Source organism: Ensifer sp. 22521, assembly GCF_052044795.1.
Lineage (GTDB): Bacteria > Pseudomonadota > Alphaproteobacteria > Rhizobiales > Rhizobiaceae > Ensifer.
The window spans coordinates 1-24,440 of record NZ_JBQENM010000017.1; the positions used below are offsets into that span (position 1 = coordinate 1).

23 protein-coding genes and 6 pseudogenes are annotated in these 24,440 nt (G+C 58.7%); 12 read left to right on the forward strand and 17 right to left on the reverse strand.

Annotation, left to right across the window (positions count from 1 at the left end):
* Positions 1-79: 79 nt before the first annotated feature.
* Positions 80-913, forward strand: coding sequence for an IS5 family transposase (locus tag ACTJKE_RS23590; protein WP_058326576.1), 834 nt, complete (start codon positions 80-82; stop codon positions 911-913).
* Between the two features lie 18 nt (positions 914-931).
* Here the strand turns inward: ACTJKE_RS23590 and ACTJKE_RS23595 are convergent.
* Positions 932-1,211: pseudogene (locus ACTJKE_RS23595) on the reverse strand (type II toxin-antitoxin system HicB family antitoxin); the annotation flags it as partial.
* Positions 1,208-1,399 (reverse strand): DUF6494 family protein, encoded by a 192-nt coding sequence (locus tag ACTJKE_RS23600; RefSeq protein ID WP_058328913.1) that lies wholly within the window; start codon positions 1,397-1,399, stop codon positions 1,208-1,210. The pseudogene ACTJKE_RS23595 and the gene ACTJKE_RS23600, both read right to left, overlap by 4 nt.
* A gap of 468 nt (positions 1,400-1,867) precedes the next feature.
* Here ACTJKE_RS23600 and ACTJKE_RS23605 point away from each other — a divergent pair, with 468 nt between their 5' ends.
* The 3 genes from ACTJKE_RS23605 (at position 1,868) to ACTJKE_RS23615 (ending at position 3,968) form a co-directional block, all read left to right on the forward strand.
* The gene (locus ACTJKE_RS23605) at positions 1,868-3,205 is read left to right on the forward strand and encodes a PQQ-dependent sugar dehydrogenase (RefSeq protein ID WP_058328912.1); all 1,338 of its coding nucleotides are present in this window, start codon (positions 1,868-1,870) and stop codon (positions 3,203-3,205) included.
* 95 nt (positions 3,206-3,300) lie between these two features.
* Complete coding sequence (locus tag ACTJKE_RS23610) at positions 3,301-3,552, forward strand: FitA-like ribbon-helix-helix domain-containing protein (RefSeq protein WP_058328939.1); 252 nt, start codon at positions 3,301-3,303, stop codon at positions 3,550-3,552.
* Positions 3,549-3,968: a type II toxin-antitoxin system VapC family toxin gene (locus ACTJKE_RS23615; protein ID WP_058328911.1), complete on the forward strand. Its 420-nt coding sequence runs from the start codon at positions 3,549-3,551 to the stop codon at positions 3,966-3,968. The genes ACTJKE_RS23610 and ACTJKE_RS23615 overlap by 4 nt, the downstream gene beginning before the upstream one ends.
* 676 nt (positions 3,969-4,644) lie before the next feature.
* Here ACTJKE_RS23615 and ACTJKE_RS23620 read toward each other — a convergent pair.
* Positions 4,645-5,148 (reverse strand): hypothetical protein, encoded by a 504-nt coding sequence (locus ACTJKE_RS23620; protein WP_197423512.1) that lies wholly within the window; start codon positions 5,146-5,148, stop codon positions 4,645-4,647.
* A gap of 708 nt (positions 5,149-5,856) precedes the next feature.
* Between ACTJKE_RS23620 and ACTJKE_RS23625 the strand changes: the two genes are divergently transcribed.
* On the forward strand, positions 5,857-6,111 hold the full coding sequence (locus tag ACTJKE_RS23625) for a hypothetical protein (protein ID WP_058328910.1): 255 nt from the start codon (positions 5,857-5,859) through the stop codon (positions 6,109-6,111).
* A 911-nt stretch (positions 6,112-7,022) separates the two neighbouring features.
* Here the strand turns inward: ACTJKE_RS23625 and ACTJKE_RS23630 are convergent.
* The 3 genes and pseudogenes from ACTJKE_RS23630 to ACTJKE_RS23640 form a co-directional block, all read right to left on the reverse strand.
* A complete protein-coding gene (locus ACTJKE_RS23630; protein ID WP_058328909.1) occupies positions 7,023-7,349 on the reverse strand; it encodes a GYD domain-containing protein in 327 nt (108 codons plus the stop codon).
* Positions 7,350-7,652: 303 nt separating this feature from the next.
* On the reverse strand, positions 7,653-8,216 hold the full coding sequence (locus ACTJKE_RS23635) for a ProQ/FINO family protein (protein WP_440692677.1): 564 nt from the start codon (positions 8,214-8,216) through the stop codon (positions 7,653-7,655).
* A gap of 126 nt (positions 8,217-8,342) precedes the next feature.
* Positions 8,343-8,651, reverse strand: a pseudogene (locus ACTJKE_RS23640) (helix-turn-helix domain-containing protein); the annotation flags it as partial.
* 289 nt (positions 8,652-8,940) lie between these two features.
* Here ACTJKE_RS23640 and ACTJKE_RS23645 point away from each other — a divergent pair.
* The 7 genes and pseudogenes from ACTJKE_RS23645 to ACTJKE_RS23675 form a co-directional block, all read left to right on the forward strand.
* Positions 8,941-9,870, forward strand: a complete 930-nt coding sequence (locus tag ACTJKE_RS23645) for an adenylate/guanylate cyclase domain-containing protein (protein WP_058328908.1) — start codon at positions 8,941-8,943, stop codon at positions 9,868-9,870.
* Positions 9,871-10,461: 591 nt separating this feature from the next.
* A complete protein-coding gene (locus ACTJKE_RS23650) occupies positions 10,462-10,896 on the forward strand; it encodes a SyrB-like regulator (RefSeq protein ID WP_348627364.1) in 435 nt (144 codons plus the stop codon).
* Between the two features lie 98 nt (positions 10,897-10,994).
* On the forward strand, positions 10,995-11,510 hold the full coding sequence (locus tag ACTJKE_RS23655) for a hypothetical protein (RefSeq protein ID WP_058328906.1): 516 nt from the start codon (positions 10,995-10,997) through the stop codon (positions 11,508-11,510).
* Positions 11,488-12,081, forward strand: a complete 594-nt coding sequence (locus ACTJKE_RS23660) for a hypothetical protein (RefSeq protein ID WP_245296228.1) — start codon at positions 11,488-11,490, stop codon at positions 12,079-12,081. The genes ACTJKE_RS23655 and ACTJKE_RS23660 overlap by 23 nt, the downstream gene beginning before the upstream one ends.
* A gap of 1,134 nt (positions 12,082-13,215) precedes the next feature.
* A complete protein-coding gene (locus tag ACTJKE_RS23665; protein WP_280938123.1) occupies positions 13,216-13,347 on the forward strand; it encodes a hypothetical protein in 132 nt (43 codons plus the stop codon).
* 1,084 nt (positions 13,348-14,431) lie between these two features.
* A complete protein-coding gene (locus ACTJKE_RS23670) occupies positions 14,432-14,677 on the forward strand; it encodes a DUF982 domain-containing protein (RefSeq protein ID WP_058327725.1) in 246 nt (81 codons plus the stop codon).
* Between the two features lie 852 nt (positions 14,678-15,529).
* A pseudogene (locus ACTJKE_RS23675) lies at positions 15,530-15,604 on the forward strand (ABC transporter permease); the annotation flags it as partial.
* 72 nt (positions 15,605-15,676) lie between these two features.
* On the opposite strand, the pseudogene ACTJKE_RS23680 reads toward ACTJKE_RS23675, so the two are convergent.
* The 11 genes and pseudogenes from ACTJKE_RS23680 to ACTJKE_RS23730 all read right to left on the reverse strand — a co-directional run.
* Positions 15,677-15,784, reverse strand: a pseudogene (locus tag ACTJKE_RS23680) (aminoglycoside 3-N-acetyltransferase); the annotation flags it as partial.
* 39 nt (positions 15,785-15,823) lie between these two features.
* The gene (locus ACTJKE_RS23685; RefSeq protein WP_058327722.1) at positions 15,824-16,873 is read right to left on the reverse strand and encodes a sn-glycerol-3-phosphate import ATP-binding protein UgpC; all 1,050 of its coding nucleotides are present in this window, start codon (positions 16,871-16,873) and stop codon (positions 15,824-15,826) included.
* A complete protein-coding gene (ugpE, locus tag ACTJKE_RS23690) occupies positions 16,873-17,721 on the reverse strand; it encodes a sn-glycerol-3-phosphate ABC transporter permease UgpE (protein WP_058327721.1) in 849 nt (282 codons plus the stop codon). The genes ACTJKE_RS23685 and ugpE overlap by 1 nt, the downstream gene beginning before the upstream one ends.
* Positions 17,722-17,728: 7 nt before the next feature.
* Positions 17,729-18,610 (reverse strand): sn-glycerol-3-phosphate ABC transporter permease UgpA, encoded by an 882-nt coding sequence (gene ugpA / locus ACTJKE_RS23695; protein ID WP_058327720.1) that lies wholly within the window; start codon positions 18,608-18,610, stop codon positions 17,729-17,731.
* Between the two features lie 65 nt (positions 18,611-18,675).
* A complete protein-coding gene (ugpB, locus tag ACTJKE_RS23700) occupies positions 18,676-19,980 on the reverse strand; it encodes a sn-glycerol-3-phosphate ABC transporter substrate-binding protein UgpB (RefSeq protein WP_058327719.1) in 1,305 nt (434 codons plus the stop codon).
* A 769-nt stretch (positions 19,981-20,749) separates the two neighbouring features.
* Positions 20,750-21,415: a UdgX family uracil-DNA binding protein gene (locus ACTJKE_RS23705; protein WP_082663555.1), complete on the reverse strand. Its 666-nt coding sequence runs from the start codon at positions 21,413-21,415 to the stop codon at positions 20,750-20,752.
* A 535-nt stretch (positions 21,416-21,950) separates the two neighbouring features.
* Positions 21,951-22,361 carry a type II toxin-antitoxin system VapC family toxin gene (locus ACTJKE_RS23710; protein ID WP_058327716.1) on the reverse strand — a complete coding sequence of 137 codons (411 nt, stop codon included), beginning with the start codon at positions 22,359-22,361 and terminating at the stop codon, positions 21,951-21,953.
* A complete protein-coding gene (locus tag ACTJKE_RS23715; RefSeq protein ID WP_058327715.1) occupies positions 22,358-22,591 on the reverse strand; it encodes an AbrB/MazE/SpoVT family DNA-binding domain-containing protein in 234 nt (77 codons plus the stop codon). The genes ACTJKE_RS23710 and ACTJKE_RS23715 overlap by 4 nt, the downstream gene beginning before the upstream one ends.
* A gap of 67 nt (positions 22,592-22,658) precedes the next feature.
* Positions 22,659-22,916: pseudogene (locus ACTJKE_RS23720) on the reverse strand (IS110 family transposase); the annotation flags it as partial.
* Between the two features lie 384 nt (positions 22,917-23,300).
* Positions 23,301-23,501, reverse strand: a pseudogene (locus tag ACTJKE_RS23725) (cytosine deaminase); the annotation flags it as partial.
* Complete coding sequence (locus tag ACTJKE_RS23730) at positions 23,498-24,439, reverse strand: ABC transporter permease (RefSeq protein ID WP_058327713.1); 942 nt, start codon at positions 24,437-24,439, stop codon at positions 23,498-23,500. The gene ACTJKE_RS23730 and the pseudogene ACTJKE_RS23725, both read right to left, overlap by 4 nt.
* Position 24,440 lies beyond the last annotated feature (1 nt).

Below are 24,440 nucleotides of genomic sequence, written 5' to 3' on the forward strand. Positions count from 1 at the left end.
AGAGCCTGACCGAAAAAGAGTTGAGTGAAATCAGTCATTTGTGATTCTGTTTGTTTGCTTAGGACGAACGGAGACCACAATGGGTTGGACTGATTTCACCCGTCGGCAATATGCCCGACGCGCGAGTCGTTATGCAAGTGATCTGACGGACCGGGAATGGGGATTGATCTCGCCTTATCTACCTGGGCCAAGGCGTTTGGGCAGGCCACGTCGTACCGATCTTCGCGAGGTCGTGAATGCGCTGCTTTATATTGCTTCGACGGGTTGTCAGTGGCGAATGCTGCCAAAGGACTTTCCGCCGTTTACGACAGTTCAGGCCTATTTCTACGAATGGCGGGCGACGGGTTTATGGAGCGGGATCAACCATCGTCTTGTGATGGAGACGCGCGAGTTGGAAGGTCGGCAAGCCTCGCCGTCTGCTGGCGTGATCGACAGCCAGAGCGTGAAAACCACGGAAAGCGGCGGGATTTCGGGCTATGACGCCGGCAAGAAGATCAAGGGGCGCAAGCGCCACATCATTGTCGACACGCTGGGGCTGATGGTCGGCCTGGTGGTGCATGGCGCGGACATTCAGGACCGTGATGGGGCATCCGGCCTCCTGAAATCAATCCGCCACCGCTGGCCCTGGCTCCGACATGTCTTCGCCGATGGCGGCTATGCGGGCGACAAGCTGAAGGGGAGATTGGCGAAGTTCGGCCAGTGGACGATGGAAATCGTCAAGCGTTCCGACAAGGGCAAGGGCTTCACCGTGCTGCCGCGTCGCTGGGTGGTGGAACGGACCTTCGCCTGGCTCGGTCGTTGCCGTAGACTGGCCAAAGATTGGGAGAAAACGATCGCCTCCGCCGAGGCATGGATCACAATCGCCCACATCCGCATCCTCACGCGGCGGCTCGCAAGATACAGATATTGCTGAGGTCTTTTTGAGTCAGCCTCTTAGGACGTCTTCTGGCAGGGTGATGTTTACGCGAACCGCTCATTTTGGCTTCCGTCTTGACGGCGACCAGAATTGCAACGCTATCTTGGTTCTCCGCGTCTGCCATCACCGCGACCAATCTGGATGGCTCGGGAATTGCTTCGCAGTCTGAGGCTAGACCTTCGATATGTAGGTCGGAGGCTTCTTCCGCCATTGCTCGCGCATCGTCGAGTTCAGTCCCTGCCGTGACCAGCCCGGGAATATCGGGTTGCGCGGTGGGAAGCTCGATGTTTCTTATGGAAGTTCGATCTCGCCGGTCACTACGTGGTCGAGGTCGGTGCCTTCCGCCGTCAGCGTCATGCGGACCTTCAGCTTTTGGCCGCCGGTCTGCCCTTCGCGCACCGTCTCCTCGATTTTGCGCTGCGAGGTAATGCCGACTTCCTTCAGGAATTTGCGGATCGACATGTTAAAGGCGTCTTGGCTCATGGCAGAACTCCACTGTGTTCAGAAGGAATTGTAAGGGAAGGCGAGTGGTCAAGGAAGCAGGACGGTGAGGCGCGGTGTGCTGCAAATAGACTGCAACCCAAGAAGAGGCGCCGGGCCCCCTTCAACTTAACCGATTCTGGGAGGAGGCGTGGAAGCGATCCACATTGCGCGCGGCGGAAGGAGGTGCCGCTTTTGACGATGGTGAGGATAAACTTACCCCAAGCGTGGGCTCGCAAGCGGTCACCGAGCGGCCGCGCGGTTCACGTCCTTTACACCGAGGATGCAACCCAGATTCAGCTCACCCGCTTTGCCGCGGCTGGCATCAGAACGAGCCTTGCTCCGCAAGGGTAGGGTGGATTAGCCGCGCAGGGCGCGAATCTCGGATCACAAAAACCACGGAATAATACCGGCGAGGTTCGTGTCTAAGTTACAAGCGGCGAAAAATGCATTTCGTTCGGAGGGCATCCGATGAATACCGGAATCCCGCAACTCTCGATCATCGTCTCAATCATAGGAACCCTCGTCACCGGCTGTGTCGCCATTTCGGATCAGAAGACGGGGGCAATTGCCTCCAACGGCGGCTATGGGCCGAACCCGACGCTGCCAAAGCCGCGACCGACGCTTATCCCCACGATCCGGATCGCCGAAGCGAAAGGTTGGCGGGACGGCACGGCGCCGACGCCCGCGAAAGGCTTAAGGGTCAATGCCTTCGCCACAGGTCTCGACCACCCCCGTTGGCTGCACGTCCTGCCCAATGGCGATGTGCTGGTTGCTGAAAGTAATGCGCCGGAAAAGAAGGGGGGTGGGTTCAGCCTCCGCAAACTGGTCATGGGCGCCGCAATGAAGCGTGCCGGCGCGGCAACCAAAAGCGCCAATCGGATTACGCTCCTGCGCGACACTGACGGAGATGGCGCCGCCGACATGCGCCGGACATTTCTGGAGGGACTGAATTCGCCCTTCGGCATAACCCTCTCGAACGGCAGGATCTACGTCGCCAACACCGATGCCCTCGTCGCCTTCCCCTATAAGAGCGGCCGCACCCGTATAACTGCCCCGGCGCAAAAGATTATCGATCTGCCGGCGGGCAATCTGAATCACCACTGGACTAAGGACGTCATTGCCAGCCCTGACGGGCGCAAACTGTACGTTACAGTCGGCTCGAATAGCAATGTCGGGGAAAACGGCATGGCAGTGGAGACGAACCGAGCCGCGGTTCTTGAGGTCGACCGCGCAAGCCGCCGCACGCGCGTCTTCGCCTCGGGCCTGCGCAATCCGAACGGCCTCTCCTGGAATCCGCAGAGCGGCGAACTCTGGGTCGCGGTCAATGAACGGGATGAGATCGGTAACGATCTCGTCCCTGACTACATGACCTCCGTCCGGGATGGAGGCTTCTACGGCTGGCCCTACAGCTATTTCGGCGGGAATGTCGACGCTCGCGTCAAGCCACAGCGTCCCGATCTCGTCGCCAAAGCCATCAAGCCGGACTATGCGCTGGGCTCGCACACCGCCTCGCTGGGTCTTACGTTCTCAAAGGGTACTTCACTCGGCCCACTCTATCGCAACGGAGCTTTCGTAGGTCAGCACGGCTCCTGGAACCGGAGCGTCTACAGCGGCTACAAGGTTGTCTTCGTGCCTTTCCGAAACGGCAAACCCAGTGGCCGGCCACAGGATATTCTCACGGGCTTTATCGGCCCCGACAACAAGGCAATGGGTCGTCCGGTCGGCGTAGCGATCGACAAAAGCGGCGCACTGCTTGTGGCAGACGACGTCGGCAACGTCATTTGGCGCGTAAGCCGCCGCAATTGAGAACCCAGCGCAGTTTCAGACCTCTGAAGTCGCATAGTGTGTATCGACGGGAACCTCAGCGTGGCCTTGATCGTGACCGAGCGATAGAAGGGTGGCTGAAAGCCAACCGTTCAAGAATTGTACCTGATGAAGTGCATCGGGCTTTGCGCGTCCGAGCGGCGCTTCACGGCCGCAGCACAGAGGCTGAAGTCCGCGAGATCTTGGAACGGGCGGTGCCCGAGCAGCGTCTTCGCATCGGTGATGCCTTGGCTGAGCTGAGCGGGCGGCTTGGCCTGACCAATGAAGATTTTGAAGTTTTCGACCAGGTGCGTGACAAAGCGCCGGCGGAGCCAATGAGGTTTGAATGATCGTCCTGGACACGAATGTCGTCTCGGAAGCAATGAAGCCGACCCCGGATTTGGCTGTGCGCACTTGGTTGAATGACCAGGTGGCCGAAATCTTGTATCTGTCCAGTGTGACGCTGGCGGAGTTACTGTTTGGCATCGCTGCGCTACCGGAGGGCCGGCGCGAAGAGGCGTTGGCCGACACGCTTGATGGCCTGCTCGAACTGTTCGACGATCGCGTGTTGTCATTCGACACTGCGGCCGCTCGGCACTATGCGGACCTTGCGCCAAGCGCGCGGGCAGGGGGGAAGGGATTCCCGACACCTGATGGATATATTGCGGCTATTGCAACCTCCAAGGGATTTACAATCGCGACACGCGATACACGCCCCTTTGAGGCGGCAGGAGTCCCCGTCGTCAATCCTTGGAACCACCTATAGGCTCCCATGGAGGCCACTTTAACCCAACCAGCGGGCCTTACCTTCCTTGGCTTGTCGCCTTGAACCCGTGGATACGCTGGCGTTTCCACCGCGACTTTCTTATACGGCGATTGCCGGAATCATCTCAGAACATCCTCGATCGAAACCATGAACTGGAAGTCGCGGGAAGTATGAAGTCGCTGCCATGCCGCGCGACTAAACCAATGGCGGACCTCTTTCGTTCCGCAAGCGTTCGCGCATATCTCAGAAGTTGTAGTTATTCTGAGCGCCGCTGGGATGTGTTCCGGCAAGATGCAACAGAAGAGCCCCACCTCCGCCCGAACGTCGATGGAGCTCTACCTTGATCCGGAGGGATTTTGGATCATTGCAAGCCTAACAACGCGCGCGTTCTCGGAATGGTTCCTTAAAAGAAATGGGGCCCGTCGGGGTGACGAGGCCAGAGGCTACCTTCGGACTTAATTCCGGGGATTTTGGTGAAGCCTGCCATGTGATCCCGAGCGGGGGTGTCGGGACCAAGGCACGCGAGAAACGCGCATACGGCGGAAAGGTTCCTGCCGGCAGGGAGCGAGCCACAGGGAATGGCCTCGAAAGGCGACGACGGGGCCAAGCAAGCGTACATCTGCCAGGCTTCGTGGACATAGGCTGCCCCCTCGGAGCTCGATCGATCATCCGGTCCCTATGCGTCCGTCTGATACTGCGCAACGTTGGAGTGCTGCTCCTGCCACATGGCGCTCTCGAACAGCGCAGCCTCATCGCTCACCCCGTTGCGGAATTGCTCGATGATGTTCCGGGCCAACATTTGAGCGCGCTTACCATAACGGGGAATGCTGCACCAGGTGCACACCCGATCGAATGTTCTTTGAAGCATATCAAGTTCGTCCGGACTGATCTGGAAGGCGGGCTCTCCTGCGATCTGCTGCAGCGAGACTTCCGGAATACCGTGAATGACCGCTGCAGCGTTCGATGGCGCCACCGATCTTTTGTCGAAACCGGTCATGTATTTCAGGGCGCCGCTCTCTCGGATGCCTCTCTGGTAACAACTGAAAATGCGTCTTGCGATCACTTCTGCCGACTCACAGTCTCGCGACAGCCCGCGTTCGCGCAGGATGTCTTGGAAGATCCGATCGATCTCGTTCACTTCGTGAGGGAGAAGCGTCATCGATCTAGGCAGGGAATGCATGCGCGACCTCCTTTCCCAGGGGCGGCGCGAGGTTCCCTCAGCCGGAGCCCCGTAGTTCGAAAATCGAGTGTGAAGAAAAAATAATATCGGCTAATCAATCCGACAAGATAGCCAAAAAGGGTGATTGAGGTCACCCATGATGGAACGGAGCGGTCGTTATCGTGACGCGCCAGTTCGTCGACGGCGAGGCTGCTCGATAAGTCTGCGCCAGTGTCGCGTTTTTGGCCAAGCGGTATCCACAAACGTGCCGATCGACCGCAAATGGATAACAAACTCCAGTTTCAGTGGATTGTGGGTGCCTTACTTCTCTCCTGCCGGTGAGCACTTGCCGGTCGCGGCGTCCTGTTCGTCACCCAGCCTCGATCACGTCCGACGAATGCAGAAATTTCGTCCTCGCTCATCAGGCGCGTCAGGGGGGCTTTGCTCGCTGGTTTCCTTCCGATGTGGGATTTGAAGTGAGGGTAGGCCGCGGCGCCGAGTGGTTATCCGGAATCCCAAGGGGTCAACTACCATGCCGCAAGCGGCGGAACGCCACCGATCCACCTACCGACTGCGATTTGGCTGGCCTTCGACGGTGTCGGCCACATCGGACGTAGCAGGAAGGAGACCGGCGGCAGGTCAGATCACGATGATGTGTTCTCGCCCCGAGGAACGTCACTCTCGCTCGATGGTTGGCCCAACATTCAACGCGTCAAAGAGGAAGTAACGATGCTGAAGACATTACTGACGGCGACTGTGTTACTCGCACTTGCTGGGCCTTCTGCCTTTGCCTTGTCCGATATCGTGTGTAATCAAGCGAACATGGCGAAGCTCGAAACTGACGTCAAGGCTATGACAGACGAGATGAAGAAGGACTACGCCAATAAGGAATTGGCGATGGCGAAGGAAGCACTTGCCTCAAACGAAAACGACAAATGCAAGACGCATATGTCGAACGCAATGAAGGGAAATGACCCTATGTGACGGGTGCAGCCCTAAGGAATGGCCCCGCAGGCAACCCTGGGACCTTTGCGCGGCCGTATGGGACGAAGTCCGATAGGTTATCTCTCGTTCCTCGACTCGATCGAGGCGCCTCTAGGCCCCACCTGCCATCAGTGTCCCCGTTAGTGGGGCCTATCGAGATTGGGCAACCGGTCCTGCGTTAGCGGGGACGTTTTTTTCCGGCCAAATCGCCGATCTCGATGAATCCTCGTAACGCGCGCTGCTCAAAAGGTAGCGATGAATTTCGCGCCGGGGGCATTTGGTCAGTCGCACACCAGGCTCGCTCCTGCCCGCGTAGTCGCCATCTGAGCTATGCCGGCGTTTCCCGGATCAAACGGATCTCAGGGCGGTTGATCGAGGCCCATTAGCAGAGCCACTGCGTCGACGCCATTCAAGGCTGAGAGGTTCAATTCGAGCGGAACTTTACTTATGTCTATTGGTTCTTCCAGTGAAAGCGCGAGCAACGAGCTTATGACTGAGAAAATTACTCCTACGCCCAAGAAGGGCGCTTCCAAACCACGGCCCGCCCGCCGTCCCGAACCTCAGGACTCGACGCCCAAGTCAGATGAGCAGATACATCCGCCGCGGGACACGAGAGAGGCGCCGGTGCCAAACCCAAATGGCGAGGAAGCCTCTCAATCGTGACGGCACGGCACGCTGTCGTGCGCCGAGACGAGCGGACCGCTGACCTTGGTCAGTTTATCGAGCGAGATCGGCGGATCCTTATCCCGGTGGCATTGTAAGGGGCAACCTGCAGGGGTGCCGCATAGGCAAGGCCTACTTTGTGGCATTTGCCACCTCACACGGAGACGTGGAAGTGACAACGTCGCGCCGATAACGGAGATACGCACGAAGCACGCATCTCAACATGATGGCAAGCGGTGGGTCGCCACCTAGGCTCCCGGTGGACGATACCGAATTGACTTTGCCTTTTCCAAGGCTTTGATCGTATCGTCGACGCTGAGGAGAACAGTGGTCTCAATAGAACTGAGCGCGCCTCCTGCGCCAATAGCAAGAGCGACTGCCGCCATCGATATATTATCAGGTGCCTCCCACAGATTCCAACCATCATGCTCGCCAAAGGCGTACCAGAACCCATGGAGCTTTCCGCCAACGGATTCAATGTAAGTGCGTGCCGCCTCTCGGCGATCCTCGGGGTTTTCAATCATTCGCGCCCACGTTTCGGGCGTGTAGCTGAAGCGCGTGAGATAAATGGCCATGAATTTGCCTCCTCCGCCAGAACAACACAGTTAACGCTCAAGGCGAGGAAAACGCGAGTCACCCAATGTGCGGACTTGTCGTAGTCAACGCAACGGTTTCAATTTCGCAGTTTCTGTGGTTGCGGCGGAAAGCCCCAAAGAAGGCAAGAAGGATCGACTGTGGGTCGACACTGGCCGCCTGTCGAAATTTATCCGATTTTCATGCACGAAGTTGTCTCGTAGACGAGCGATGATCCCGGTCTGTGCTTCTGGTATCATTTATCGAGTGGAACAAACTGCGCTCCTTTGACCATGGGCCGCGTCCTAGCGCGGAGTGTCCTTCCGCTTGAGGAGGCCAGCGCGGATCACGTCCGACTTTGACGCCGTGGAGGGGAGGGGAGGTGCCGACTTTGGATTGCGTGACCCATCGCGCGCCTTGAAACCCTCGTACTGCTGGTGTGCATCCAACCTGTCGGCGTCCGATACAGGACCTACCGGTGTACCATTGATGTCGTGGCGGACTGATCCGGGTCGCGCGACCGCCCTCTGATAGCTCCGCGAATGCACATAGGTTGCCATCGCCTTGCGAAGAGCCGTGACGCTGAATTCCGGTTTCAGGAGAGGGCGGATTTCATCCCAGAGCCCGAGTGCAAAGGGTCGAATCGGGTCGCCGATCTTGGCTGGAAGAAATGCGATCGGCCGAGTGAGAAGAGCATTGATTGCCTCGGTCCTTGCGACCTCTCGTTCACGGGCGAGAACCGGGTTGGAGTTCTCTCGCGGAGACTTCGTCTTCGGTGACTTCTGACGCATCGCAGTCCGTGCCAATCCAGGAGTGTCCATTCCAGGATATGCCATTCGGTACCACGAACCAATGACATTTGCACCCATAGCGTGAACGCCAGCACGCAAGCACTGCGAGTCCGTTTTGCCAAACGTGCGAGCGATAAGCTCTGCTGTCGACTGCAACTGTGCGGGCTGAGCCTTCCGCGGCAGTATCCTTCTGGGACCGCGTCTCAAGACCTGTTTCCGAACGATCGAGAGCAACTCATTGCGGGTCAGCTCGGCCGCTTCGCGCCGGTTTCCCATTTTTGTACGGTCGACTCGTTGGTATTGAGGTAGCGCGCGAAGACCGGCTGGCTAACGGGATTGTTTTCGCGCAGCGTCTTGATCTCGCTTGGAGTCGACTCTTGCCAGACGAAACATGCAGGCCTCATCGAAGGTCCGCATCGTCTCCTTGTCGATGGTGCCTGCAGCATACATACCTTCGACGACGGTGTGGATTGCTTCGAAGGCATCGCTCTTGAACTCGCGCTTAGTCACCATTGTAAATCTCTTATAAGGCGTTGGCCCGATTTCGGTATCGAGCTCTCCGCGACGAATTGGTCACTGGAAGAGGCTTTGCTATCGCAACGCTTGCTTGGCGTCCAACTCGTCGCAGCACCTTCGTCCGCCTGGGCGGTAAGCCCGAGCGTCTGGCGGCGCGTGTAATTCGGATCGGGTTCATGCATACATAGCCGGCTCCAGCGCCTGCGGAAGGGAACAAAGCTGCATTCCCATCGGTTGATGGTTCGACTGTACCGTGGAAACGAAGGCGTTAGATTGGACCGTTCACATGGAGGCGCCACCACTTGAAAGGAAGCTTGCAGCGATCCTTGCGGCCGATATCGAAGGTTATTCCCGCTTGATGAATGCGGACGAAGAGCAGACGCTTGCCACTTTGACGTCGCATCGCACTATTGTCGACGGCCTTATCGAAAGCGCCCATGGTCAGATTTTCGGGACCGCCGGCGACAGCGTTTTGGCGGAATTTCCATCGATCGTCCATGCCTTCAACTGCGCAGTCGGCATTCAGCAGGCGATGTGGCGTGCCAACCAGGCGCTTGCCGACGACCGGAAGATGAATTTCCGCATCGGGATCAATATCGGCGACGTTCTGGTGAAAGACGGCGATATCTTCGGCGATGGCGTCAACATCGCCGCCCGGCTCGAAGGCCTCGCTGATGCCGGCGGCATCTGCGTGACAAGAGGGGTACGGGATCATCTGCGCGATCGCGTTGATACCACCTTCGAGGATTTGGGCGAGCACCGGGTCAAGAACATTGCGCGCCCACTGCGGGCTTTCCGCGTCCTGTTCGACCCGCAGGCCGAACCAAGCCTGAATGCGGAGCTATCGTCCGTCGACAGCCCCGAGCGATCATCGTCTTTCGAAGAGCTCTTCTCAGTAGATGACAAAAGCGACGAGGTGCGTCGAGTCGAAGTGGCCTTTTGGGAGGCGGTACAGGAGAGCGACGACCCGGCCGAGTATCTCCTTTACTTGAAGCGGTTCCCGGCGGGTCAGTTCGCCGAACTGGCAGCCGCACGCATTGCCCAAGGGGGGGCTGGCGACGCCGACCCTGGTATCGAGGTTTCATTCTGGGAAACAGTTCGAGACACCGGTAACGTCGAGATGATTGAAGCGTATTTGTCAAAGTTTCCGCAGGGCCAGTTCGTCGATCTCGCGAATATATTGCTGGCAGACATTCGAGCGAAATCAAACGCCTAGCGATCGCCGCAACGACTTCGCGAACGCCAAACCGTGACAATTCAGGGGTGCTTGCGCAGTCGAGGTGCCAAAGCGACGGGAGGGCAATGTGATTGAGAACTTCTTCCCTGAGATGGTTTCTCAAGTGGCTCTGCTCCTACTCATTGGCATTGCTTTCGGCCTCCTTTTCGGCAGGTCTGCCGTAGGGCGATCAGGCGCTCAAGGAGTGCAATGCGTTGCAATAAGCAAGCAAGAATGGCGGCCGCGCGCGGTCACAGTGTATGTTCGGCTTGCTAATCCAATGTGCCGGAAAGAAAGGCCCTCTTGTAGGCGGGGCGAATAGTGCAGCCAGATGGTTCAATGGGCGCGGACAGGGATCGCAATCCAACATAAATTGCTCATTTACTCTAACCGCCAAGCTCGAGGGAGGGACGGTCTGCTTTCCCGATTCCGGTACGCTGCCGGAAAAAAAGTTGCCTGCGGAGCAGCGCGGACCGCCCCTGGCCGCATTCGCGGCCGGTACCTGGTACGTTTTCCCGCTGCTGGCGACGGCTTCATGCTAAAAGCAGGGATGACCTCGCTAGGGTAATTGTTGACTCTGCTCGCTGCTCATTGGAAAAGATCATCAGTTCGAGAGGGAAAACACTCATGGCAGACGAGAGCAATACCGAGATCACAGAGACGGCGGCACCGGCGGAAGCAGCGCCGCCCAGGAAGCGCCGAGGACCGCGGCCGAAAAATGTCGTTTCGGACGCAACTGCTGAAACACCGGAGGCAGTTGCTGCCCAGCCCGTGAGAGGACGCAGGAAGCGTGCCGACAAGTCGGCAGAGGCGCCGGCGGTTGCCAAAACCAGGGCAAAGAAGGTCGCCAAGGGGACCGGAAAAACCCGTGGGGCAAAGCAAACTATCGAAACACCGGCTCCCGTCCTCGACGACATTGCTGATCTTCTTCAGCTTGAAGAAGAGAACGCTCGGCTCCGCAAGGCGCTGGCCGAAAAACTCCGAGCTGAAAACGCCGATCTGCGCAAGCGACTGGGTCTTGCCTGATCATTCGGTGAAGGGCTGATTGGATTTAAGCGATTGGCCCTCGTCATCGCATTCTCGCTGCCGTTCGTCGAGAGCTGCGGCGGAGGATGCCGGTGCCAATGCTCGAGGTGGCGGCACATATGAAATCACCATGGAAATATCTGGTCCAACTGGCGTCTTTCGGGCGAACGGTCATGGAGCCGGAAAGCCCGCATGAAATCGCGACCGAGGAACCGATCGGCGACGTTGACGAACCGATAATGGAAGCCTCGAACGAGGTTGCAGGCAATCGCGACACCGCGACTGTCGGCGGTGAACGGGCGCCCACCACAACGGTCGACCGGTCAAGTACCGACGACCGCGTGGCGCTTCCGGAACCCGCCGGACCAACGCGACCACCGCCGGCGAAAAAGCAAAGGCGCAGCCGGAAAACGAGCGCCAGCGATGTTGCCGTGGTCGATGCCGTCGAGTATGGAGATGGCGACTCCAGTGCTCCGCAGCCGCCGATGACATTCGTCGATGAGATGACCGCATTGGACGAGGACATCAGGCAACTTAGACGCCGGCTGGCAGAGAAGTTGCTTTTGCAGAACATTCAGCTCAAGAAAATGCTTGAGCGCTTTGACGCGTCGTAAGCTGGTGGCGCGCCTTCAACGTTGGATCCCTATGAAACCGCAGCAGCGCAAGTTTATCGTCGAAGTCAAATCGGCCCGGCGGCGGACGACAACCATTCCGTCCTCCATCTGGGGCGATACGGACCTCAAAGCCCTCGTACGCCAGGCGGAGACCGAAGCGCCGCATCTGTTCGAACCGGCTCAGCACCCCGGCGAGCCTACTCCGGGGCAGAGTGCGGAGGTTTACCCGTACGAGAGCGCTGGGACCGACGCCGTTGAACTGACTTCAGATCCGGCGCCCCCGACAGAAGAGAACATTCGCACCGAGGATGTTTCCGGTCCTGCCCTCTCGCCGATGGAAGCAAACCGCACGAAGACGATTCCACCAGAAGATAAGCCGAAGCGCCAAGGGCCAACGCGCCGTGGTCGTCCCCTTGGTAGCAGGACGACTACCGCTGCTCCCGAAGCCATTTATGACGAGCTTGCCATGCTCGAGGTAGAGAACCGTCGGCTGAAATGGCTACTCGCGCAGCGGCTTCAACAAGAGAACGTCCAGTTGCGAAAGATGCTTGAACGGTTCGGAACAAACTGAGCCTGCAGATTGTCTTCGCTTCGAAGGTCATCATCTTTTCCCGCCAGAACCTTGGATTCTACCCTCGCTTACAAGTGCGATAATAAGGTCAATACGTCACGCCTCTGAAACGGCCGGTATCGAGTTCATCCCAGAAAACGGCACTGGTTGCTCGCTGTACATTCCAGACTCAGCTCTTTGATGTTCCTGACGCTTAAGCTGCGGGGTAGGTGGATGGGGACGCCAACCCGCCCAGGAGCTTTGCCGGACCGACTGCTATCGCGAAGTGGCCAGGGAGAGCTTCGGAAGGACAGTGGCGATCGGACGGCCGCCGTCGCTCAAAGCACCCCCAACCAGCAGATAAGCAGCGATTACCGCCATTGATAGAAGCATTACTCCGATTGGGAGGGCCGTCGTAAACTTCCTCTGTGGCGTTCCGTAAGTGTATCGTTTGTACATTCGCAAATCCTCAATCCTTCAATTGGGCAACGACATCAAAACCGCGCCCTGCTGACTGCAAGGGGGCGCTCCGGCGCCGTTGCCCGCCCAAGCCAGTTAAGGGCTGTGCTGCTTGGGCTAAGAAGAAAATAACGCGACGGTAGGGTGCGACAACGAAGCTAAGACCTTTGCGCTTGCCTTCTGGGACTGAGGTCCCATGGCGGAACCTTTTGCGCCGCTCTAAGTTTGGATATGTTTCGATCGTCGACCCGATCGAGGCGCCTCTAGGCCCCGCCTGCTTTTAGTGTCCCCGTTAGATGTGGGGCCCACCGAGGTCGCCAATGCGCGCAATTCTCGACCGGCTTGCGAGAGCCGGGCGCGGGTTCACCTCAGGTCCCGCTTCAGCGGGGCCCTTTTTTTACCCAGAATGGATGAGTTGTAGGCTGACCGCCGAGGTAGCACGGGATAAACGGCTGCGTTCACCTCTGGTAGCCGCACGCAGCCCCAAGATACTTCCGCCCTTCCGGAGGAGGGGCCCCATTTTAAGAGCTGTCCCCATTCGGGGATTGCGGAGAGGCAGGAGCTCGGTTCGGATGCAATCTCAACGTATCGGTCGATCGACCGCAAGCAGGTGGTGATCTCCTGTCCACAAGGGAACGCGGTCGCCGTCCAGCGCCGGTGTCTCGTTATGCCCACATTCAAGGGCTGAGGTAGGCGATGGACAAAGCCGGCATCGCCTTCCTCGTACTCATCTGCATTCTCGTCGCCCTGGTATTGAGCATTCTGGCGCTCCGACCGGAAGCGGAGCCGGCACCACCGCAGGCGCCGGCAATCGTTCCTGGCCACTAGAGCCTCTTACATTCCCGATCCCGCGATGGATCAACGAGACGTCTGTTGCTGTAGACCGCAACGATCACCGGAACAGACGCATGCGTATAGGCATGATTGTAATCGATCATGAGCAGAGCACCCTTCGGAAGATTAAACGCCCAGCAAAAAGGCCGAAGCGATCGCTTGCGGCGCGGACTTCGCCCTCGCCCGGTTGACCTGTTCATCTCCGGTTTTGGTTGCCGTGATACAATTCGCAAGTCGGATGCATCCAAGAGGAGCCAAGCATGAGCCGAAATACCGTCCTTGGAATAATTCTTGCCGTGGTGGTCATCATCCTCATCGTCCTTCTCATACCAAAGAAGGAAACGACCCCCGAGACCGCAACACCGCCGGCGACCACGACTGAGCCGACGACATCTCAACCGTCGACGACCACGCCATCGACAACTACCCCCTCGACGACAGCACCGTCGACTGCTGAGCCGTCAACCATCCAACCGTCGACGACCACACCGTCCACTACGGAGCCGTCAACCACGACACCGTCGACTACTCAGCCGTCTACGACGCAGCCTTCAACGACGACGCCTGCTCAATAGAGCTTTTCTAGGGTCGCGACCACCCTGCGCCCGGACAGCGGTCCTTGGGTGGTCGCAGCGCCAGAAGCTTCTTCGGCTCATCGGTTGCAATGTTGAGGTCGTGTCGCGCGAGTTGTTCTTGAGCTGGAGTTGCCTTCCAACGCGCAGAGACTTCGTCCATGTCGGTGACTACGGGTTATTCAAGCGGCCGCGTCGATCAAATCTTGGAACAAACACAGTCCGGTAGCGGTTGACCTCCAAAACAGGAGCCGAGAACATGCCTACCGAACCAATCCCGAGGCCCCCCGATCCCGAATTTCCGCCAGGAATGCCACCGGACGTGCCGCAGCCCCCCATCGAGGAACCAGAGCCCGACATCCTTCCGGACGAGTTTCCCAATCCCAACCCGGATGAGAATGACAAGCCACCAAAGCTGAAAGCGTTTACGCCAGCGCAGCCAGTACAACCCTGACGGAACGAGGGTTGCATGCCGCGGTCATGTCAGTAAGGAAACGGAGGCGGCGATGATCGAAACTTGGAATGAATGCGTGATCATCCAGCTCCCGGAACTCGACGGAGTTCAAATAGTGTGGACTCCCGCCCGAGCAGCTACGCTGCTTAGCGAGAGTTGGCCTGTCGACGATGGCGTCGCCTATTTGGACGCCCTTAACAAATGCACGGACGCCATGCTTGGGACCTACCCGTGGGAACAAGCGCGAGATGCGTTCATAGAGGCCATTGCCGAGGCTAGGGTGACAAAGCTGCACTGACTTCTGCAGCTTTCGCCGGAACTGAGGGATTGGACGCTGACAACGCGGTACAAGGCGAGGTCCGCAACGCCTCCCGTAGCCATGGCGGTGACGGACCGATGTAGCTGAAACGGGAAACCCAGCGACCGGACCTCTCAATAACCGAAGCAAGACTAAGACCTTTGCGGCGATTAATGGGACTGAAGTCCCATAGCGGAACCTTCCAGCGCCACATACCTCTCGTAAGAAGCTGCGCACGCCGAAGCGAATTTCTAGCCCTCGCATGCTTTCAAATGCAGACGACCGGGGCCAGAATAGGCCCTGGCTCCTCACGGAGCCTTTTTGGGCTGGTGCGAGTTGACTGTGGTCTCAGTCAGGGGCAAAGGCAGTTCGTTGCCCACCGCGCTACGTGCGTTTTGCGTACGAAAAGCCGTGGAGACACTATGATCACGCGCCGGATGATACTGACAGCATTCTGGCCGGCAGCCTGCACCCTCGCCATCTCTTTGCCCTACAGCCTCGAAATGTCTAGCGCCGGGTTTGCGGTCTTCAAGACCGTCGCCTTCGCTGGTAATGGTACTGGAGGCGGGGGCGGAAGTGGCGGGAACGGTGGCGGGAGTGGAGGCGGCAGCGGAGGTGGGAATGCTGGCGGCAACAGCGGTGGGAATTCGAGGTCCAACAGCTCCAGTCGTGGGAACGCAAAGGCAAATGGGCAGGATGTCCGCGTTCGCCACGAAGGCGGCATTAGCGAAGAGATTGTGAATGGCCGCTACATCATGAAGGATGCCCGCGGACGCATCATCATCAACCGCCGCGCGACGGCAAACGATAGAAAACGGATAGCTTCATTCTTGCGTTAGTTGAGAATAGGCAACGTTGGCGCGGCAAATGTTCTCCAGCGTCCGTGAAAACATAAGCCCTGCGATCGCGGCAGCGGCCTTTCTCTTCAACGGTCTTGATCGGCATCGTTGTCGTTGTGTTGAGGTCGACCATGGCGGAGCGGCGCTAATCAATGATCGCTCATGTGTGACGATGACCTCTCGCAAAACGGCTCTCAAGATAGCTCACGCCGAAGGAAACGAGGTCCTGCGCATCAAATAAATAGCAGCATGCGTCTCCTACTCGGCCAATGGGTGGCCGTCAGGCTCGATGCAATCTCCAAACGACTTATCCATGTCGGTGGCCGTTTGCACTGAACATATGGAGAGCTTCCGCACCGGCCCCAACTTTAACTTCGTCGCCGATCTCGTTGTGTGCTCGCCCGGAAACTCGGAAGATCAATTCGCTGCCGTTTTTGAGCCGACCATGCAGGAGGCTCTCGGCCCCGACTAGTTCGATACCATCGATCCGGACCGTGGCCGCGAATGGCAAACCGGTTGAATCGGCGGGTATCGGGGAAAGATCCTCGGGGCGGATGCCGAGCGTATAGCCGGTATTCGGGCGCACCACATCCGGGGATAGCGACCACCCCGCCGACATGTCCTTGCCTTGCAGGAGATTCATCGAGGGCGAGCCTATAAAAGTGGCGACGAACGTTGTCGCGGGTTTCTCGTAGAGCTCCAGCGGTGTACCGACTTGTTCAATCCGGCCGGCATTCACGACGACCAGCCGATCGGCGAGCGTCATCGCTTCCATCTGATCGTGCGTGACATACACGCTCGTCGTTCCGAGCGATCGTTGCAGCCGCTTGATCTCTATGCGCATCTGTCCGCGCAGCTTTGCGTCCAGATTGGAGAGCGGTTCGTCGAAGAGAAAGGCGGCCGGTTGCCTGACAATGGCCCGCCCCATCGCGACGCGCTGGCGCTGTCCGCCCGAAAGCTGGCGCGGCTTGCGGTCGAGATAGGGTTCGATCTCCAGCGTCCTGGCGGCGGTCGCGATCCGCCGGTCGATCTCGGCGGCCGGTGTATTGCGGTTCTTCAGCCCGTAGGCAAGGTTCTGGCGCACACTCATGTGGGGGTAGAGCGCATAGTTCTGGAAGACCATAGCAATGTCGCGTTTGGCCGGTTCCACATCGTTGACCCGGCGCGTGCCGATGAGGATATCGCCGCCGGTGATGCTTTCGAGCCCGGCGATCATGCGCAGGAGCGTGGACTTGCCGCACCCCGACGGACCAACCAGCACGACGAATTCGCCATCCATGATGTCGAGCGACACGCCCTTGATTGCTTCCACCGTGCCGTAGGTCTTGCGGACGTCTTTGAGGGAAATTTCAGCCATTACTTTTCTGTCTCCACAAGACCTTTGACGAACCAGCGCTGCATTAGCACCACGACGAGGATAGGGGGGATGATCGCCAGGATCGCGGTCACCATGACATAGTTCCAGGGGGTCGAGGCGTCGGTGAAGTCGATCATCCGCCTGAGCCCAATGATGATCGTATTCATCTTGGCGTCGTTGGTGACGAGCAGGGGCCAGAGGTACTGGGTCCAGCCGTAGATGAAGAGGATGACGAAGAGCGCGGCGATGTTGGTTGCAGAGAGTGGCAACAGGATGTCGCGCATAAAGCGAAACGGCCCGGCATTGTCGATGCGCGCGGCTTCCACCAGTTCTCCCGGTATCGTCAGGAAAAACTGGCGAAAGAGGAAGGTCGCCGTCGCCGAAGCCATCAGCGGCAGCGTCAGGCCCGCATAGGTGTCGATCAGGCCCAGGTCCACGATCACCTTGTAGGTCGGCAGGATGCGCACCTCGACCGGAAGCATCAGCGTGATGAAAATCATCCAGAAAAACAGCATCTTCAGCGGAAAGCGGAAGAAGACGATCGCGAAGGCGGAAAGAAAGGAAATCACGATCTTGCCGACCGCGATTGCGGTCGCCACGACCGTCGAGTTGAAAAGCAGCCGCTCGAGGCTGACGCCGACGACGCGCTCGACGCCGCCACCGACTGCTTCCTTGTAATTTTCCACCAGATGGTCGCCGATCGCGAGCGACATCGGCGGGCGCACGATCTCGATCGACGTGTGCGTCGACGCGACGAACGTGTAGTAGATCGGAAGCGCAACGATGAGGATCCCGATCACGAGCACCAGGTGGCTGATCAGGGTGGAAATGGGGCGATTTTCGATCATCGGCGTCTCACGAGTAATGGACCCGCTTCTCGACGAAGCGGAACTGGAAGGCCGTCAGCGCAACGACGATGATCATCAGGATCACCGATTGGGCCGCCGAACTGCCGAGGTCGAGATTGACGAAACCGTCGTTGTAAACTTTATAGACGAGCGTTTCGGTGGCCTTTGCCGGTCCCCCGCCGGTGACGGCATGAATGATGCCGAAGGTATCAAAGAAGGCGTAGACGGTGTTGACGACCAGCAGGAAGAACGTCGTGGGCGCAAGAAGCGGAAAGACGATAGTCCAGAACCGCTTGGTGCCGCGGGCGCCGTCGATCGCGGCGGCCTCGATTAGCGATTTCGGGATCGCTTGCAAGCCGGCGACGAAGAACAGGAAGTTGTAGCTGATCTGCTTCCAGGCCGCCGCAACGATGACCAGCCACATTGCCTGGTTGCCATTGAGGAGCGGATCCCAAACAAACCCGTTCCGGCGCAGAATGTAGGCGAACGTTCCCATCGCCGGATTGAACATGAAGAGCCAGAGCATGCCGGCAACGGCGGGGGCGACCGCATAGGGCCAGATCAAAAGCGTCCGATAGATGTTGCGTCCCCGCACCACGCGGTCTGCCGAGGTGGCCAGCAGGAGCGCGAGAGCCATAGACAACAGGGCCGTCGCGAGACTGAAGACCACCGTGACCTTCAGCGAATGCAGGTAGTCCGGATTGGACAGGATCGCCTGGAAGTTGGCGAGGCCGACGAAACCGGATTTCAGGCCGAACGGATCCTCGCGCAGGACCGACTGGTAGAGAGCCTGGCTTGCTGGCCAAAAGAAGAAGACGATCGTGAGGATGATCTGAGGCGCAAGCAGAAGATACGGCAGCACCTTGTTGGGAAACACGACGGACTGCATGAAACGTCCCCTCCATGGGATACCAGTCCGCACCGCTTAGCGGTGCGGACATTTCGTTTAGAGGTTCAGTTTCCGATCGCTGCTTTGATGGCAGCGTTTGCCTTCGTTACGCCTTCGCTGAGGGCCGTCTTTGCATCCTTCTGGCCAGCAAGCATCGCTTCGAACTCTTCGTTGAGGATGTCTCGAACCTGCGGGAGGTTGACGAGGCGAACACCCTTCGAATTTTCGGTGGGAGCCTTGCCCATCATCTGCTTGATCGGCGTTTCCCGGCCCGGATTCTTTTCGTAGAAGCCGGACTTCTTGGTTTCTTCATAGGCTGCCAGGGTCACGGGCAGGTAGCCCGAAACCTGGTGAAGCTGGGCCTGGGTTTCCGTTTTCGAGAGGAAGTTGAAGAACTCGGCCACGCCCTTGTACTCGCCGTCGCTCTTGCCGGCAAAGACCCAGAGACTTGCGCCACCGGGGATGGTGTTCTGCGGACCATGGCCTTCATAGTAGGGAAGCTGGCCGACGCCATAGTTGATCCCCGACTTCACGATATCGCCGAGACCGCCGGAGGATTCGGTCAGGATGGCGCATTCGCCCGACATGAACAGCTGCTTTGCTTCCGATGTGCGGCCGCCATAGCGAAACGTTCCATCCTTGGCGAGGTCGGCAATCGACTGGAAATGCTCGACGAAGAGCGCAGCGTCGATTTTCAGTTCGACTTCGAGGCCAGAAAGGCCGTTCTCGTTCGTGCCGTAGGGCACGTTGTTCCAGGCGGAGAAGTTCTCGGTCTGGATCCAGGTCAGCCAGGTCGATGTGAAGCCGCAATTTGCCGCCCCACTCGCCTTGATCTTCTTGGCCGCCTCGAAGACCTCGGGCCATGTGGCCGGTGGCTTTGCGGTATCGATGCCGGCCTTCGTGAAGGCGTCTTTGTTGTAATAGAGGATCGGCGAGGACGAGTTGAATGGGAAGGACAGCATGGTCCCGTCAGCCTTGGAATAGTACGCGACGATGCCTGGCAGGTACTGATCCTTGTTGAACTCGTAGCCGCCCTTCTGAAGAACGTCCGCCACCGGCACCACAGCGCCCTCGGCGCCCAGCATCACGCCGCTGCCCGCATCGAACACCTGCAGGATTGCAGGCGCCTGCTTGGAACGGAAAGCAGCGATGCCCGCGTTCAATGTTTCAGCATACGTACCCTTGAACACTGGAACGACCTTGTACTCCGACTGGCTCTCGTTGAATTCCTTCGCAAGCCTTTCAACCGTTTCGTTGTTGGCGCCCGTCATGGCATGCCACCATTGAAGTTCCGTCGCCGCGAGGACATTGGAAGCAGCAAGGATTGAAAGCGTGGATGTGGCTGCAAGAGTCCATTTGAAAGCTGACATGGTTGTTCCTCCGATTATTAAGATCGCGTCGACCCTCCTCGATCAAACGCGACTGACTTTCGTGGCGAAAGTAGGCGGATTAAAAACGAACGGGAACGAACCTGCAAGAGAAAATGGAATGGCGAATTCGCTGCTGGTTTTCGGTGGAATTTTCGTTCTGTTCATGCCCTCGAGCCGAATGGCGTCCTGCGGCATCTAGCGGTCCAGGGTCAGGTCCACGACAATCTTTATACGCCGCGCATTCTCGTTCTCGAGCTGCTTCAGCCATCTTCGGCAAGGAGCAACGCTGCGTCGATCCCGGATCGCGCGCCGGCTGGGCTAACAACTTTGTGAAATTCTAACCTGGGACCTGCGGCTCGATTACTTGGGTTGCGGCGCAGTGACACTGCCTTCGCTTCTAGATTGGTCTCCGGTGGCACGGCTTGTCAGTTCTACCGCTCCCCACGCAAGCAGGACGAGGGCTAGGCTCGCCGCAAGAACCAAAAAAACGCGCCTGCCCATTCCCGCCTGGCGCGTTTCCCTGGCAGAGAAGGTAGTCCGTTCGGCATCGTGCGTTGCTGACAGCGGCTCGCCGCGCTCGTCCAGTTTATCGGCCATTGGATCCACTCGGTATTCATTCGGACTAGTACCCCGCGCCATCAATGTGGCCCGAAGGACGAACGAAAAACGGGCAGATGCTCAAATGGTTCCGAAACTCCTCCTTTGGAGGCCGGCTATAGCGCGACGATCAGGACGCGAATTTCACCTTGTTTGTCGCCGCGCAGCCGGCTCAATTCCCAGACAGCAGTTCATTGGCAAGGCGCAGATCGGCAACAAAATGCTCCCGCGCGCGATTGGCATCCAATCGATCGCGAATTCGCAGCAGATATGATGGGTGGATTGTTACGACGATCAGAAACCGGGAACCAACTTCCAGCGGCCGCCCACGATCCTTGGTCACCCTGATCGATCTTCCGAGCAGTGCTCCTGCTGCCGTAGCGCCGAGCGCCACGACTACGGCTGGTCGCAGGCGGGCGAGTTCGGCGCCGAGCCACCGGGAGCAACGCTGAACTTCGCCGGCGTTGGGCTTCGAATGCAGTCTGCGCTTGCCACGCTGCTCATACTTGAAGTGCTTGACCGCGTTGGTCAGATAGCAGGTCTGGCGTTCGATGCCGGCTTCCTCCAAACATTCGGTCAATACGGTGCCTGCGGGGCCGACAAAGGGCTTTCCCGCTAGATCTTCCTTGTCTCCAGGCTGTTCACCGACAAGCATCAGTTTCGCGTTTTCCGGACCCGCACCAAAGACAAGCTGGGTCGCATGCTTGTAGAGGTCGCAGCGGCGGCAATCCTCGGCTTGCTGTCGGATATCACCAAGCGAAAGATCGTTCATAGGGAGGTTCTCAAGAGCCGGCCCCTGTGTGGCCGAATGCTCTCGACTGTTTCTAGTCGTTGCCATCGCTCGGCGATCAACGAATGTTGCACGGCTCGGTTCGGCGATATGAAGCTCGCCGTCGCGTTCCTTGATCCCAACAGGTCGTGCGAAATTTCGTTCCCATTACCGCTTCAACCTACCGCTGCCCGCTCCCATGGCGAGCGGAACAAATCGTGTTGGCAATGCTTGGTAATGATTGGTACGGGAGCCGGGTGAAGAGAACTGCGTCGCGTTCGGCGGCTCCGGTCTCCAAGCTCGGTCTTTCTTCGGCGACGCGCGCGTGCGCCGGCACCGGATGCGTTCGGTCTCAACCCGGCGATCCGCCAATGGCTGACGGATAACTCGGATTTCCACAGCGCCCTGCGTGCCGCTGACGATCGAGGAGACCGGAGCCGCCATGCCGACGCTGACGGCGCGCCAGTTCCGCCTCGGCCGACTAGGGGCGGGATTTCTCCTGACATCGTGATGGTGACGCTCGAGGCCTCCCGGCGCCGACCGCTACGACGGTGGAGTGGGTTGCCTGGTGCGACGGTTGCTCAATCCCGATCCGCCAGGGCCACTAAGTCGGCAAATCCGGGGCACTCAATGTCAATGTCGGGAAATAGGTTCTGTAGCGACCAACATCACGCGTGAGCAATGGCAACCCGCTGACGGCCGCATGTGCACCGATGAAGAAGTCTGGGAGAACGCCGGTTCTCGCTCCACCTGCTTTGCGATATCGTGTGAAAACCTTGCTTGCCAGAAAGAGAGCCTCTCGCGGCATTGGTGCCAGTTCTAATCCGGCTTGATCAAGGAACGCGTCGACTTCTTCGATCCGATCGTAGCGAACGGCCAGTTCGGCATAGACGATGTCGTTGATCCACAATGTCCCCCCAAGGCTTGCGTTTTCGAGTTGCGCTATGGACCAATCGGCCCATGTCGGATCATCGGTTACGACGTCGAGAAGAACATTTGTGTCTACGAATATCACGGTTCGCCACGGGTGAGGGCCATGATCGCGTCAGTATCCAGCCCTTTGCCAGCGTGCCCTCGCAGCTTTGCGAAGCGGCTGAGCTGCTGTTTTTTGGCGGCATGAACGAGCACGATGCTTCCATCCGGCGCGCGACGGAAATCAACCTGGCTCCCAGGCACTATACCCAAGAGGTCGCGCACTGGTTTGGGGATCGTAATCTGCCCCTTTGCTGTAACCGTCGTCGTCATTGTCGAACCGATGTAAGGAGTGGTTTTTTGAAGGTATTACTTCGCGGCGCGGTTTTCAAGAGCTGTCCAACCGCTGTGCGTTATCATCCCGGCGTCCGATGGCACGCGGCTTGCGCTCAATTTCAGCAGTGCCGTATCGACGCTCCCAAGGTCGAATGCGCGCGGATGCGCCCGGCGCAAGTGCGCCGCGTCGCCGGCCCGACCTTGAGGCCGAAGCCGCGCATGATGCCCCGGAAATGTCGTGAAGCTTGCCCTGAATGAGCTTGCGGGCTGCCAGCAGAGCACGCACCTCCTGGGCGGCAAGAGACTTGCAGTGGACCGCTCTGCTCAAAGCGAGAGCACAGGTGAAACCTTTCTCACGGGGCATTGCGCAAAGCGGCTAGGCTATCAGATATCGACTGACAAGATGGTCCGCCACCACGGTGCGCAGGGTGGGGCGCCTTTCCTCTGTGGCGAGAACCGGACCTATGTCGCGCGGTGTCTTCCATTTGGACAGGTTGGAGGCGCAAGAATCGGCCTCTCCAGTAATGTACACTTAACCAAGAGGCCTGTTTGGTTCGGCAATACACTTTACTCGGGCGTCCGGATGGAATGAGATGCCGCGATTTCAACTTCAACGGGCATCCATTCAAAAGGATTGGCTATGAAGATCGTCGGACTGGAGCATTTCGCCGGCTGTGTGGGGGAGGGGTTCGATATCGACCTTGGTACCATAGGACCGCGTTGCGCCCATATGGAAATGCGGATCGACAAAAGGCTGGCTGACGAGGTTGCCCGAGGCATCGACGACGCGACCGGCCGCGGCATCGATGCTGGGCTCGATCGCGGCGATCCTGTCGCCATTGATGCCGATATCGGCGACGTTTCCGTCGGGCAGCGTGCCGCCCTTTACAATCAAGTCGAAACTCATCTTTCGCCTTTCTGGTACGGGATCATCAAAGCTTTGGGATAGGTGGCGCGACGCGCGACCAGGATCAGCGCGAGGATCGACAGCGCATAGGGCATCATAAGGAAAACCTGATAGGGAACGATACCGCCTGAGATCTGCTGCAGGCGAACCTGATAGGCATCGAAGGCGGCAAACAGTATGGCGCCGATCAGCGCCTTCCCTGGCCGCCAGGAGCCGAAGACGACCAGCGCGATACAAATCCAGCCGCGCCCATTGATCATCTGAAAAAAGAAGGAATTGAAGGCCGAAGTAGTGAGAAAGGCGCCGCCCACCGCCATCAGCGCGCTGCCGATGGCGACGGCACCCATGCGGATGCCGGTGACGGAAATGCCCTGGGCCTCGACCGCCGAGGGGTTTTCCCCGACAGCGCGAACGGCAAGGCCAATGGGCGTGCGGTAAAGGATCCAGGTGACGGCTGCGACTGACACGAACGCGAGATAGGTCAGCGGCGTCTGGGAGAACAGCGCCTCGCCAATGACGGGAAGGCTGGAAAGACCCGGGATCGGCAACGGCTGGAACGGCTCAATCTTCGGCGGCGACGTCACCTCGGGCAGCGCAAGCCGATAGGTGAAGTAGGTCAAGCTCGTGGCAAGCAGCGTGATGCCGATGCCGACGACGTGTTGCGACAGGCCGAGCGGTACGGTGAGCGTGGCGTGCAGCAAGCCGAACATGGCGCCGACAATGGCCGCGACCAGCACGCCGGCCCAAAGATCGCCGCCAGAATAGACGGTGAACCAGCCGGCAAAAGCCCCGGCCGTCATGATCCCTTCGATGCCCAGGTTGAGAACGCCCGCGCGCTCGCATATCAACTCGCCCATGGTCGCGAAGATCAGCGGGGATGCGATGCGGATGGCGGCAACCCAGAAGGAGGCGGTGAAGAGGATTTCAAGCGCGTCCATG

Coding starts and splice junctions, on each gene's coding strand:
- ACTJKE_RS23590 (WP_058326576.1), top strand. CDS start 80: ATGGGTTGGACTGATTTCACCCGTCGGCAATATGCCCGACGCGCGAGT.
- ACTJKE_RS23600 (WP_058328913.1), bottom strand. CDS start 1,399: ATGAGCCAAGACGCCTTTAACATGTCGATCCGCAAATTCCTGAAGGAA.
- ACTJKE_RS23605 (WP_058328912.1), top strand. CDS start 1,868: ATGAATACCGGAATCCCGCAACTCTCGATCATCGTCTCAATCATAGGA.
- ACTJKE_RS23615 (WP_058328911.1), top strand. CDS start 3,549: ATGATCGTCCTGGACACGAATGTCGTCTCGGAAGCAATGAAGCCGACC.
- ACTJKE_RS23620 (WP_197423512.1), bottom strand. CDS start 5,148: ATGCATTCCCTGCCTAGATCGATGACGCTTCTCCCTCACGAAGTGAAC.
- ACTJKE_RS23625 (WP_058328910.1), top strand. CDS start 5,857: ATGCTGAAGACATTACTGACGGCGACTGTGTTACTCGCACTTGCTGGG.
- ACTJKE_RS23630 (WP_058328909.1), bottom strand. CDS start 7,349: ATGGCCATTTATCTCACGCGCTTCAGCTACACGCCCGAAACGTGGGCG.
- ACTJKE_RS23635 (WP_440692677.1), bottom strand. CDS start 8,216: ATGGGTGCAAATGTCATTGGTTCGTGGTACCGAATGGCATATCCTGGA.
- ACTJKE_RS23645 (WP_058328908.1), top strand. CDS start 8,941: ATGGAGGCGCCACCACTTGAAAGGAAGCTTGCAGCGATCCTTGCGGCC.
- ACTJKE_RS23655 (WP_058328906.1), top strand. CDS start 10,995: ATGCTCGAGGTGGCGGCACATATGAAATCACCATGGAAATATCTGGTC.
- ACTJKE_RS23665 (WP_280938123.1), top strand. CDS start 13,216: ATGGACAAAGCCGGCATCGCCTTCCTCGTACTCATCTGCATTCTCGTC.
- ACTJKE_RS23670 (WP_058327725.1), top strand. CDS start 14,432: ATGATCGAAACTTGGAATGAATGCGTGATCATCCAGCTCCCGGAACTC.
- ACTJKE_RS23685 (WP_058327722.1), bottom strand. CDS start 16,873: ATGGCTGAAATTTCCCTCAAAGACGTCCGCAAGACCTACGGCACGGTG.
- ugpE (WP_058327721.1), bottom strand. CDS start 17,721: ATGATCGAAAATCGCCCCATTTCCACCCTGATCAGCCACCTGGTGCTC.
- ugpA (WP_058327720.1), bottom strand. CDS start 18,610: ATGCAGTCCGTCGTGTTTCCCAACAAGGTGCTGCCGTATCTTCTGCTT.
- ugpB (WP_058327719.1), bottom strand. CDS start 19,980: ATGTCAGCTTTCAAATGGACTCTTGCAGCCACATCCACGCTTTCAATC.
- ACTJKE_RS23705 (WP_082663555.1), bottom strand. CDS start 21,415: ATGGCAACGACTAGAAACAGTCGAGAGCATTCGGCCACACAGGGGCCG.
- ACTJKE_RS23715 (WP_058327715.1), bottom strand. CDS start 22,591: ATGACGACGACGGTTACAGCAAAGGGGCAGATTACGATCCCCAAACCA.
- ACTJKE_RS23730 (WP_058327713.1), bottom strand. CDS start 24,439: ATGGACGCGCTTGAAATCCTCTTCACCGCCTCCTTCTGGGTTGCCGCC.